This window comes from Robertmurraya massiliosenegalensis JC6 (assembly GCF_000311725.1).
Lineage (GTDB): Bacteria > Bacillota > Bacilli > Bacillales > Cytobacillaceae > Robertmurraya > Robertmurraya massiliosenegalensis.
The window spans coordinates 200,984-212,877 of the sequence record NZ_HE978514.1 but is presented as its reverse complement, the minus strand read 5'-3'; the positions used below and the strand labels follow the sequence as shown (position 1 = coordinate 212,877).

Below are 11,894 nucleotides of genomic sequence, written 5' to 3'. Positions count from 1 at the left end.
CATGAACCCCTTATGAGGACAAACATTCCTGAATTTCGCCTGACTTTGTCCTCATGAAACTCTCAATAAATACAAACTTTCTTACTCAGTCACTTAAATACCTATTTTATAGAATAAGATCAAAAAAAGAGCATCCATCTAATGGATACTCTATCATTCGCCCGACAACGTCTTACTCTTACAAGGGAACAGTCCCCTTTGAAAGTTAAAATAGGAAAAAAGTAATTTTTATTCTTCAAGTTTTCTTCTCTGAAATTCTTCCTTAACACTAGCTAAAGTTTCAGGTTCCGTAATGAGTTTTAATGCCGTTAAAGCTAGAGCCTTAGCGCCAATAATCAAAGCTTCATCGCCTCTTGGTGATGCAGCAGCCTCCCTAAATGGGACGGTATGAGGAATGAGATCACTGGCACCGATTTTAATATAGGGATGGATCGTTGGAACGACTTGGCTGATATTGCCAGCATCGGTCGAGCCAATACCTTTGCGATCTTCAAATACGGTTTCACCTAACTCTTCTACGACCTCTTTAAAAATCTCATCATATGTTCGATTAAGAAGGAGATTATCAACTTCATTTTGAAAGGCGATAATGTTTAGCTGTGCTCCTGTAGCAAGGGCTGCTCCTTCTGCGATCGCCTTAACCTTCCTCGTAACCTCATTTAATCCAGCTCTTGTTGCTGCACGAATGAAAAATCTTGCTTTTGCATATTCAGGAATAATATTTGGTGCATCTCCACCATGAGTGATAATGCCGTGGATTCGTACATCGTCAGTCAATTGTTGTCTTAACGCATTAATCCCATTAAAGAGTTGAATGACGGCATCAAGTGCATTAATTCCTTCGTGTGGAGAGGCAGCAGCATGAGCAGGTTTTCCAATATATTCAAAATCAAGGGGATCTACGGCTAGTGACGAACTTGTTAATCGGGTCTCGCTGTTTGGATGTACCATTATTGCTGCATCAATGTCTTCTACTAACCCGTGTTTCACAAAACTTCCCTTTGCACTGCCGTTTGGTCCGCCTTCTTCAGCAGGGGTTCCAAAAACGACTGCCTCACCGCCAGTTGCATCTAATACTTTACTTAACGCAATGGCAGCAGCAACACTTGTTGTTCCAATAATATTATGTCCGCATGCATGGCCGATACCAGGAAGGGCGTCATATTCAGCAAGGAAAGCGATCGAAGGACCAGGTTTTAGCGATTTTTTTCGAGCAATAAAAGAAGTTTCATGTCCGGCTACAGCTTTCTCAACTTCAAAACCCTCTTTTTCGAGAATGTCTGTTAAAAGGGAAGAGGCGTAGAATTCTTCATTCCCGATTTCCGGTCTCTCGTGAATTTTGTGGCTCGTTTCAATATATAATTCTTTATTGTTCTCTACATTTTCGATAATTCCCTTTTTTAAAATATCAATTGATTCAACAAGTGTAGTCATTGTGATTCCTCCTCAATTTTGAATAAATTTTTTACCAGCCAATATTGCTTAAAGGCACAAAGGTTGGAAGTAAATTTCCGTCATATTCTTCTTCAATAAATTTAGCAGTATCTTCTTCTTGATAAAGTTCGGCGATGCGATTAAGGATTTTATCCTCTTTGTCTTCTGCTCTTACAGCAATGATATTAATGTATGGAGTGGCTGTTTCACCTTCATAATAAATGGCATCTGATAGTGGTTTAAGTCCTGCATCTTGAGCAATTCCATTATTGATTAATGAAGCTGCAACGTCTGGCAATACTCTTGGTGTTTGAGCAGGAACGACTTCAATCAATTCTAAGTTCTTTGGGTTGTCAGTTACTTGATTGACATTTCCATTCGGATCAAAATCTTCAGGTAAACCAATTAATCCAGCTTCTTGTAATAAAAGTAAGGCGCGTCCTTGGTTGGATGCATCGTTAGGCAGGGCAATTTTTGAACCTTCTGGAATGTCTTTTACATCTTCATATTTCTCAGAATAAATTCCCATTGGGGCTAAAACCGTTGTCGCAATCGGTACTAAGTCAAGATTATGTTCTTTAATGAATACGTCAAAATAAGCAACTGTTTGGAATGCATTGACATCCAATTCTCCTTCAGCTAGAGCTGTATTTGGTGCAACGTAATCAGAGAACTTTACGAGCTCGATGTCAATTCCTTCTTTTTCAGCTTTTTTAGAAATGAAATCCCAAATGCGTGTGTCTGTTCCACTAATTCCAAGCTTTACTTTTGTTATTTCTTTTCCTTGTGTGCTGTCAAATGAACATCCTGCTGTAAATACTGCCAATACAAGTAAAATGATCGATAGTAATCGTTTTTTCATGTTGTTTTCCTCCTCGAGTTATCTTCTTCTAATTTTTTTTGCCGCAATATTGCCGAATGACTGTAGACCTTGAACGATGACGATTAATATTGCTACTGTAATAATCATGGTAATAGTGTCAAAACGTTGATAACCATATGTAATGGCTAAGTCTCCAATTCCACCGCCACCGACAGCTCCCGCCATTGCTGATGCACCAACAAGCCCGATTGTGGCAATTGTGAGGGCTAGGACAAGTGAGCTTAATGCTTCTGGTAAAAGAAATTTTGTAATGATCTGCCAAGGTGTTGCTCCCATTGCTTCTGCGGCTTCAATTACGCCTGGCTCAACTTCCAATAATGAATTCTCTACTAATCTGGCAATATACGGTCCAGCATAGAATACGAGAGGGACGATGGCTGCTGTTGTACCAATTGATGTCCCGACGATGAATCTTGTTACTGGAATCATCGCTACTAATAAAATGATGAATGGGACAGAGCGGAAAATATTAATGATTCCATTTAGTACATTAAAAATTGTAAGGTTTTCAATTAAATGCCCTTTTCTTGTAACGACTAGTAATATCCCAAGTGGTAATCCTAGTAGGATTGAAAACAAGAGGGAGAAGGCAACCATTTGAATCGTTTCTATTAACGCTTCGATAATCTGTTCTGAATTAACTAGCATATGCACTCACTTCCTTAATGCTGATTTTCTTCTCGTTGATATACGTTAAGGCTCGCAATACTTCTTTGTCCTCTCCTTGGAATTCGACAATGAGGTTTCCAAAAGGGATTCCTTGTAACTCGGTGATATTTCCAAAAAGGACGTTGAGATGTACATCAAACTTTTTAGCCAATTCAGAAAGAAGAGGCTGCCCAGCAGATTTCCCAACAAAGTTAATACGATAAATTCTTTGAGAACCAGTTTGCTTTTGAATCAGTTCATTAATAGAATTCGGAAGCTGATCATTCATAACGGTACTGACAAAATTACGTGCTGTTGTCGTCTTCGGAGCAGAAAAGACATCAAATACCGAACCTTCTTCAATGATTTTTCCACCTTCGATTACAGCAACCTTGTCGCAAATTTCTCGAATTACAGCCATTTCATGCGTGATGATTAAAATCGTAATCTTGTACTCCTGATTAATTTTTTTCAAAAGCTGCAAGATTGAGCTCGTCGTCTGCGGGTCTAATGCGGAAGTAGCCTCATCGCAAAGGAGGATGGATGGCTGTGTAGCAAGTGCTCTTGCAATTCCGACTCGTTGTTTTTGTCCTCCTGAAAGCTGGTCTGGATAATAATCTGCTTTATCCGCTAATCCAACAAACTCCAGTAACTCGTGAACCCGTTTTTTTATTTGAGCTTTATCTACCTTTGCAAGTGTAAGCGGCATCGCCACATTAGCAAAAACTGTTTTTGAATTTAAAAGATTAAAATGCTGGAAAACCATTCCGATATTTTTCTTGATTTCACGGATTTTCTTTACTGGCAGTGAGGTGAGTTCATGTCCATCGACAATGACCTTCCCTGAAGTCGGGCGTTCCAGTAAGTTCACACAGCGGATTAAAGAACTTTTTCCAGCGCCACTGAAGCCGATTACCCCAAATATTTCTCCTTTATGGATTGTTAAATCAATCCCGTCCAATGCAGTGACCTGTTGACCGCCACTTTCATAAACCTTTCTTAAATTCTGAAACTCTATCATGATGTTCATCTCCTTTTTCGTGTAAATACAAAGCTCTTTTGCTTTTGGACCATATTAAAGTGATAAAATGCGGATTTAAACACAATATTCGATTGAAAAACCAGAAAAGAGCTACTGACATTATGCATACCGCACACCCAATATGGTCGGAATGGCTGGCACTAGGGTCATACCAAGGAAACAGCCAAATAAAAAGCCCTCTTCTTGAAGAAAGAAGAGGGCATATCCATGTGAAATCAAACAGGATTCTCTTCTTATCTTTCAAGCTAACTTGCTTGCTGGATTTGGCACAGAATCAACTATTCCGCTGCCGAGGTGTCATCGGGCCAGTCCCTCAACCTCTCTTGATAAGAAATGTACATATTAAGTTTTTCCAAATAAAAACCCTCTTCTTAAAAGTCAGAAGAGGGTAAATTACGAAACAAGTCCGTCCTCTTCTCATCTTTCAAGCTTTGCTTGCTGGATTTGGCACAGAATCAAATGATTCCGCTGCCGAGGTGTCATCGGGCCAGTCCCTCAACCTCTCTTGATAAGAAGTGTTTCTATTCGGTTATTTAACTTGTTTATTAATTTATCGCATAAGACAAAAGAAGTCAAACGTTTTTTTGATGAAAATTGTATAAATACGTGCAAATGCCTGATATGACTAACGAAAAATGAGTTCCGTGTGATAGAATATTTTTAACAAATTGAGAAAAGAGAGAAGAATATGAAAATAGTATACTTTATAGGGTTTATCGTGTTTATGGGAATTTTTTTAGTGGCATGCCAACCAAATTCCGGTGAGACAATGGTTCTTTTAGACGAAAATGTTTCTGGTGTTGTGATTTCCGAGTCTGAAGGATTTGGAGATATGAATTTAGATATTAAGTTGTCTTTTCAAGATAAAGAATCTATCCGCATATTTGAAAAAGCTATTACTACGGCAGTTGAAAAATCAAAAAGCGTTGAATCCCCGCCTGATTATGATGTGATGGTGGAATATGAAGAGGGATATCCTACTCATGCGATTCACTTGTGGCTTGGGGGAGAAGATGAGCCGAGTATCATGAAATATATCACCGATGAAACAGTCGCCTATGAAACGTCGCCACAAATGACTAATAAGCTAAGAGAGTTAATTCTTTCGGAATAATAAAAGAAGAGTACTTCTGGAGAAACGGATCTAGCCTGAGATAGTATAAAGCTAGTTCCGTTTCAATGATTTTTATTACAGTCTCAACGTTGCAAGAAAAACCTAATCGATTTATATCTTGCTAAGCTATAGTTATTATTTATTGAGGTTAAATTGTTCATGGATTGTCGAGACGAAAGTTCTCTTTTCACATGGGTTTTTCAAATTTAATTTAAGAACCAATGTACTTAGAGAATCATCTGTTTCAAATTTCTTTTGATGTTGATGATACAATTCTAAAACTTCAGGATATTCTTTCCCTAGTTTCTCTATTTTTGTATTTATTTTATACTCTTTTGTTCCGAAACCTAATGAAGTATAGACGGCTAAAAACAAATCAACTACGATGTCAAAAATAATCACACTTCATCAAATCCTAAGTTAATTGGCTCTAAAGGTAATTGATCGTCTTGATTAAGGATATTGGTTGATGGAACTGATAAATCCACTTCATTAAATTTAAAATCATCAACCCATACTTTTCCTGCGCCTGTTAAAAGGATTCCAAAGTGAATAGAAAAACTTTCTTCTGGGATGTCTAATACGATTGAATATAAGTTCCAATCATTGGTTCCGGAAATGGCTCTGTTTTCCATATTGTCAAACTGAATAACATCACCTGAGTGATTGTCTATACGGCACCACATTCCACATTTTTGAACATTTTCAGTCTTTAAGAAACAAGTAAGTTTTATACGTTTTCCTTTCCATCTATCTGATGAAAAACTTTGCATCATTGTTGCAAATTGGTCTTCCCCCACTGCTGTTTTTGAACAAAGCAAACCTGACTTTGAGCCGGTATGAAAAACTTTTCCATCCGCTTTCATCTCATAATTGTAAGGCTGGGATCCACTTAATATCCAACCTTTAATTGTTGACTCACCCATATTATTATCCTCCCCTAAGTTTTGAAGTGACCGCATCAATTTACGGTATTTTCCCGGTGGCATTTTATATAGCTCTTTAAAAGAACGAGTGAATGCTTCTTGTGACTGATACTGTAATTCCAGTGCAATCTGAAGGATGGATTCATCCGAGTATAATAAATACATTGCTGCAATTGCTAATCTCCGTTTTCGAATGTATTCACTTATGGTCAATCCCGTTTCTTCTTTAAAAATACGTAATAAATGAAACTTGGAATACCCGATTTTTTTTGCATAATCACTTAACTGATAATCATCTAGTAACCCCTCTTCTAAAAGACTAATGGTGTTCTTAGTTATTTCGCTATACATCATACTCACCTCACAATTATTGTAAGCAATTTAGAATAGAAGTTTTTGATGTAAATTGCTAATTTATAACATATTTTCGGCTGTTTCTTACTAGAAAGTAACTGCTTAGTGTTATCAATGAAACTATTATTTATCATAAATAATACCAATTTATGGGCTATAATCATAGTAAAGGAAGAATCGGAAAAAGTCATTGGAGGTTAAGTATGGAACAAGAACATTTTAAAATATTTGACGAAGATAGAAAGGAGATTGGGGTTGCTTCACGAGAGGATGTCCATAAATACGGCTACTGGCATGAGACCTTTCATTGCTGGTTTGTGACAAAAATCGAAGGGAAAGACTATCTATATTTGCAGCTTCGTAGTGAGCAGAAAAAAGACTATCCGAATCTCTTGGACATAACGGCCGCAGGACATTTATTGGCTAATGAAAGTGTTGAAGATGGCGTAAGGGAAATCAAAGAGGAAATTGGAATTGCTGTTTCATTTGAAGAGTTAATTTCTCTAGGGATTTTGAATTATTCTGTTGTTGATGGCGAACTAATCGATAAAGAATTTGCCAATGTTTTCTTGTATAAAAGTAAAAATCGCCTAGGTGACTTTACCCTCCAAGTAGAAGAAGTTGCTGGATTAATGTTAGTGGAATTTAAAGAATTTAGTGAGTTATGGTTTGATAAAAGGAATATGATTAATTTAAGAGGGTTTCGAATCGATAAAGAAGGAAATAAGGTCAAGATAGAAGAAAAAGTCGGCAAAGAACAATTCGTCCCTCATGAAAACTCTTTTTATCAAGAAGTTGTTGAAAGAATACAAGAAAGGCTTAATTAGATTGACTAGAGGGGGTTCATATGAATATATTAATTGCCATGGATTCGTTAAAAGGAAGTCTTTCATCAATTGAAGCAAACAAAGCAATTGAAAAAGGGTTATTGCAAGCCAATCCAAATTTTATGATCGAAACTGTCCCAGTAGCCGACGGTGGAGAAGGTACAGTTGAAGCACTAGTCCAAGCAACTCATGGTCAGTTTGTTGAAGCCGTTGTAACAGGTCCATTAGGAAAACCAGTGACGGCAAAGTATGGAATTTTAGGTGGGTTAGAAACAGCGGTGATCGAAGTGGCAGAAGCTTGCGGTCTTCCTATACTCTCGAGGGAAGAGCTGAATCCGAAACTTACGACCACATATGGGGTGGGGGAACTGATTTTAGATGCGCTCCAAAAAGGTTGCCGGGATTTTATCATCGGTCTTGGTGGGAGTGCCACGAATGATGCAGGAGTAGGGATGCTCCAAGCCCTTGGCTATCAATTTTTCGATCAGGAAGGAGAGTCCATCGGTTTTGGTGGCGGTGAGTTAAAAAGGATCACGAGGATGGATTCAAGTAAGATCCCAGATCAAGTGAAAGAGGTAACATTTCGTGTAGCTTGTGATGTGAATAACCCTTTATATGGAACAAATGGGGCTGCCTATATTTATGGTCCGCAAAAAGGCGCCACGCCAGAAATGGTCGATGAATTGGACGAAGGTTTACGTCATTTTGCTAATGTCATCATCGAACAGACTGGAATTGACCTTCAAAGCATTACAGGTGCAGGGGCAGCAGGAGGATTGGGGGCTACTTTTGCTGGATTGTTGAAAGGTCAATTACAATCAGGAGTACAGTTAATACTAGATGTTACTAAGCTAGAAGAAAGACTTTCTGCTGTTGATTTAGTGATTACCGGCGAAGGGAAACTTGATGGCCAGACCTCCATGGGAAAGGCACCAGCGGGAATTGCTCAACTTGCTCAAAAGGGAAACATTCCAGTCATTGCTCTTGCAGGAGATGTTACGGATGGAAACCCTTCCTTGTATGACTCAGGAATTACAGCATATTTTACGATTGTCAGTGGGCCAGTTTCTTTAGATGTGGCGATGGCTCCAGATGTTACGAGGGAAAATTTGCGGAGGACAGCTGAGCAGATAGGACGTGTATGGGGAGTTGCAAGTAAATAAAGAAGCGAACAACATGCCATCCTTTCTCTGTAGAAAAAGGATGATTTTATTATAAAGGGATTGGATAAGGGATAACGAATAAGATAACTAGAACAAAGAAGTAGGTGGATGAGTTGTTGATAAAAGGAATCAATCATTTATTATTTTCAGTATCGAATTTGGACCAATCCATTGAATTTTATAAAAAAGTATTTGATGCGAAATTATTAGTAAAGGGAAGAAGCACTGCATATTTTGATTTGAATGGCATATGGCTCGCTTTAAATGTGGAAAAGGATATCCCGCGAAATGAAATTAAGCAATCGTATACTCATATTGCTTTTTCCATTGAAGAGAGAGACTTTGAACACATCTATAAAAAGCTTCAGAGCTTACAGGTACATATTTTGCCAGGTAGGCCTCGTGATGATAGGGATAAAAAGTCCATATATTTTACCGATCCCGATGGGCATAAATTTGAGTTTCATACCGGGACATTGCAAGACCGGTTGGATTATTATAAGCAAGACAAACAATATATGGAATTTTTCGATTAACGAAGGGAGCTAATAAGATGAGACAAATTATTGCACTAGGTGGCGGAGGATTTTCGATGGAACCGGACAATCCGTTGTTAGATTCCTATATTCTTAAGCAGTCGGGAAAAACGAACCCGAAAATTTGTTTTGTACCTACTGCTAGTGGAGACTCGGAAAACTATATGAATAGATATTATGAATTCTTTGAAAAACAAGCCTGTCAACCTTCCCATCTCTCTTTGTTTAGACCTCCTACAAGAGATTTAGAAAGTTATGTCTTGGAAAAAGACATTATCTATGTAGGTGGAGGAAGTACAAAAAATCTATTAGCCTTGTGGAAAGAGTGGGGGGTGGATTCCATTTTGAAAACGGCCTGGGAAGAAGGCATTTTGCTAGCGGGTATTAGTGCAGGCTCAATTTGTTGGTTTGAAGAAGGTGTGACCGATTCATATGGCGACGTGCTTGAACCCATTAATTGCTTAGGTTTTTTAAAAGGAAGTAATTGTCCTCATTACGATGGGGAAGCAGATCGAAAACCATCTTATCAGGAACTAGTCGGTTCAAAGCGAATTCAAGGTGGAATTGCAGCCGATGATGGTGTGGCCCTGCATTATATTGGACAAGAACTAGAAACAATTGTCAGTTCAAGAGCAAATGCGAAAGCGTATCGTCTATCTGTTGAAGAAGAAGTGGTGGAGGCAGTGCTTGAGACAAATTATTTGGGTTAAAGGGTTATGGTATAATCTCATGAAAAGAAATTGGCTGATCGTAATGTTTGTACTTCTTTTAGTGGGATGTGAATACAAACTGTCATCCACAGATATCGTCAATAGCCATGGAGATATAACGAATTTAGCCATTTTTGAAAGATTTGTAGAGAATGTCAATCAAGGATTTGAGGATGAGATTAGAATTGTTACGTACACAATCGAAGGAGATCCTCTACTGCATGAGCTTCAATTTGATGGGGAAGAGTTGCTCTCAACAATTGATACGAGACATGATGAATTTGGTTCCGGAAATGTTGATACCACTACCTGTAAATTCATTGTAGCAAAAGAAAATAATGACCAAATTGACTATGAATTAAGAGGATGTGAAGAGACGAATCGAATGAATACAGTTTTAACCATACGTAATTAATTTAAAGAGGGCTGGGGGATAACTAACTTCAAATTCACCTTTCTCTATTTTTTTGTATTAACGCAAGGCCCATTTCGTTCTCTACCTTCGATGTTCCTCGTACAAAAAATCGAGTGAGACGCAAATGGGCCTTCAAGAATCCAATCGATTTGCGCTTTGTCTAAAAAGACCCAATTTCACTCCAACCATCTCTCACCCTTAAGCGGAATTTTTCCTGTTATCTCCTCAACGGAGTCCTTTTTAGGAGAAATAACGGAAGATTTTCCGCTTATGAAGGGCGAAAACGTTTATTTTGGCATTTTTCGAGGGAATAGCAGGAATTTCTCCTGTTATTTCGGCTCTTTTTCATGATGGTGGCTCATTAAGCGGAATTTTTCCTGTTATTTTTTCAACATACCGATACGCCAACTGCGAGGGATTTTATCCACTCCAAACTAGAATCCAAAAGTCGTGACCAGCGACTATTTGACCCAGCCTCTTTTCTCTCTAGTTAGAAGTTTTTGCTTGTTCCTTCGTAGACTGATTTTTATTTGGCATCACCAATGTTAATAGGAGTGCGATGATACTTAAAATCATGGTGAACATATAGGCGTCGCTTATACCCATAATAGACGCGTCTTTTAAAACCTGCGCTTGGGACATGGTTGGATCAGCAGACATTAGCTCAGTTGTATGGCTAGTGGTTTTCGTTGTCATAATTGTAATGACTAAAGCTGTCCCGATTGCTCCAGCTATTTGACGCACAGTGTTGGTTACAGCTGAGCCGTGAGCGTTGAGATGCTTCGGAAGAGCATTCAAGCCAGCACCTGTTATCGGCATGGTTAAGAAGGAAAGCCCAATACGTAGGAAAATCGTTCGAACCATCAAAAAGGTGTAGCCTGTTGAATCACTTAAATGGGTTACTTCCCATACAGATGGGATGACGAAAAGTAGTCCGATAATTGCTAAAGGCTTGGCGCCAAATTTATCAAACAATCGCCCTGTTACTGGAGACATAAGGGCATTGATAAGGGCACCTGGTAGTAAAAGTAAGCCTGTATCTAATACGGAAAATCCTCTACTAGTTTGTAAATACATCGGTAGTAAAATCAAATCTGCATACATGACGATCGTTAGAAAAACATTAATCAAGGAGGTCATCGTGAACATTCTTTCTTTGAACACACGTAAATCGAGCATCGGATCAGTTGATACTAGCTGACGATGACAGAAAAGAACAATGAAGATAGCTCCAATAAGCAAACAAGATAATACTAGTGGATTTCCCCAACTTTTTGTCCCCGCACTACTAAAACCATATAATATGACACCAAATCCAATCGTAGAATACATGATTCCAATGATGTCGGTTTTGGCTTTAGATGTTTCAGAAACATTTACGAGATATTTAAATGATAAAGCAATGACGATCACTACAAGGGGAAACATCCCGATGAAAATCCAACGCCAAGAGTAGTGTTCGATAACAAATCCTGCTAAAGTTGGACCGATTGCTGGAGCGAAAATCATCACCAAACCAATAAGTCCCATCGCAGTACCTCGGCCATTTTCAGGAAAAACAACAAGCACAACCATCATTAATAATGGCATGATAATTCCAGCACCTGCTGCTTGAACAAGTCTTCCTGTTAAAAGAATGGCAAAGTTCGGTGCGATTGCATTTAATAAAGTTCCAACTAATAAAAAGAGCATAGAAGCGATGAATAATTGGCGGGTCGTAAATCGTTTCATTAAAAAAGCAGTAACGGGGATAAGGATCCCATTGACCAACATAAATCCAGTTGCAAGCCATTGCACCGTTGTAGGTGATACCTCAAATTGAACCATTAAATCTGGTAAAGC

At 38.5% G+C, this 11,894-nt stretch carries 13 protein-coding genes and 2 riboswitches; of the genes, 6 read left to right on the top strand and 7 right to left on the bottom strand.

Annotated elements, in window-relative coordinates; genetic code table 11:
* Positions 1-228 precede the first annotated feature (228 nt).
* The 4 genes from BMSHG_RS14500 to BMSHG_RS14485 are packed head-to-tail and all read right to left on the bottom strand — an operon-like array spanning position 229 to position 3,986.
* Positions 229-1,434, bottom strand: coding sequence for a M20 family metallopeptidase (locus BMSHG_RS14500; protein WP_019155168.1), 1,206 nt, complete (start codon positions 1,432-1,434; stop codon positions 229-231).
* A 31-nt stretch (positions 1,435-1,465) separates the two neighbouring features.
* Positions 1,466-2,296, bottom strand: coding sequence for a MetQ/NlpA family ABC transporter substrate-binding protein (locus BMSHG_RS14495; protein WP_019155167.1), 831 nt, complete (start codon positions 2,294-2,296; stop codon positions 1,466-1,468).
* Between the two features lie 18 nt (positions 2,297-2,314).
* Positions 2,315-2,965: a methionine ABC transporter permease gene (locus BMSHG_RS14490; RefSeq protein ID WP_019155166.1), complete on the bottom strand. Its 651-nt coding sequence runs from the start codon at positions 2,963-2,965 to the stop codon at positions 2,315-2,317.
* Positions 2,955-3,986: a methionine ABC transporter ATP-binding protein gene (locus BMSHG_RS14485; RefSeq protein ID WP_019155165.1), complete on the bottom strand. Its 1,032-nt coding sequence runs from the start codon at positions 3,984-3,986 to the stop codon at positions 2,955-2,957. Before BMSHG_RS14485 ends, BMSHG_RS14490 begins: the two co-directional genes overlap by 11 nt.
* Before the next feature lie 251 nt (positions 3,987-4,237).
* Positions 4,238-4,340, bottom strand: a riboswitch (SAM riboswitch).
* Between the two features lie 81 nt (positions 4,341-4,421).
* Positions 4,422-4,522: riboswitch (SAM riboswitch) on the bottom strand.
* 173 nt (positions 4,523-4,695) lie between these two features.
* Between BMSHG_RS14485 and BMSHG_RS14480 the strand changes: the two genes are divergently transcribed.
* Entirely contained in the window at positions 4,696-5,121 is a 426-nt protein-coding gene (locus tag BMSHG_RS14480; RefSeq protein WP_019155164.1) for a hypothetical protein, read from the top strand.
* A 135-nt stretch (positions 5,122-5,256) separates the two neighbouring features.
* Here the strand turns inward: BMSHG_RS14480 and BMSHG_RS14475 are convergent, their stop codons facing one another.
* Together BMSHG_RS14475 and BMSHG_RS14470 are read right to left on the bottom strand one after the other, a co-directional pair.
* Positions 5,257-5,523 (bottom strand): hypothetical protein, encoded by a 267-nt coding sequence (locus BMSHG_RS14475; RefSeq protein ID WP_019155163.1) that lies wholly within the window; start codon positions 5,521-5,523, stop codon positions 5,257-5,259.
* Complete coding sequence (locus BMSHG_RS14470; protein WP_026073470.1) at positions 5,520-6,401, bottom strand: helix-turn-helix domain-containing protein; 882 nt, start codon at positions 6,399-6,401, stop codon at positions 5,520-5,522. The genes BMSHG_RS14475 and BMSHG_RS14470 overlap by 4 nt, the downstream gene beginning before the upstream one ends.
* A gap of 203 nt (positions 6,402-6,604) precedes the next feature.
* Here BMSHG_RS14470 and BMSHG_RS14465 point away from each other — a divergent pair, with 203 nt between their 5' ends.
* The 5 genes from BMSHG_RS14465 to BMSHG_RS26255 all read left to right on the top strand — a co-directional run bounded on the left by BMSHG_RS14465 (position 6,605) and on the right by BMSHG_RS26255 (position 10,052).
* On the top strand, positions 6,605-7,228 hold the full coding sequence (locus tag BMSHG_RS14465; protein ID WP_019155161.1) for an NUDIX hydrolase: 624 nt from the start codon (positions 6,605-6,607) through the stop codon (positions 7,226-7,228).
* Positions 7,229-7,248: 20 nt separating this feature from the next.
* A complete protein-coding gene (locus tag BMSHG_RS14460; RefSeq protein ID WP_019155160.1) occupies positions 7,249-8,391 on the top strand; it encodes a glycerate kinase family protein in 1,143 nt (380 codons plus the stop codon).
* Positions 8,392-8,507: 116 nt separating this feature from the next.
* The gene (gene fosM / locus BMSHG_RS14455; RefSeq protein WP_019155159.1) at positions 8,508-8,927 is read left to right on the top strand and encodes a FosM family fosfomycin resistance protein; all 420 of its coding nucleotides are present in this window, start codon (positions 8,508-8,510) and stop codon (positions 8,925-8,927) included.
* Positions 8,928-8,944: 17 nt separating this feature from the next.
* A complete protein-coding gene (locus tag BMSHG_RS14450) occupies positions 8,945-9,637 on the top strand; it encodes a Type 1 glutamine amidotransferase-like domain-containing protein (protein WP_019155158.1) in 693 nt (230 codons plus the stop codon).
* Positions 9,615-10,052, top strand: coding sequence for a DUF4362 domain-containing protein (locus BMSHG_RS26255; protein WP_019155157.1), 438 nt, complete (start codon positions 9,615-9,617; stop codon positions 10,050-10,052). The genes BMSHG_RS14450 and BMSHG_RS26255 overlap by 23 nt, the downstream gene beginning before the upstream one ends.
* Positions 10,053-10,538: 486 nt before the next feature.
* On the opposite strand, the gene BMSHG_RS26250 is transcribed toward BMSHG_RS26255, so the two are convergent.
* A partial coding sequence (locus BMSHG_RS26250) for a DHA2 family efflux MFS transporter permease subunit (protein WP_019155156.1) occupies positions 10,539-11,894 on the bottom strand: 1,356 nt, incomplete at its 5' end.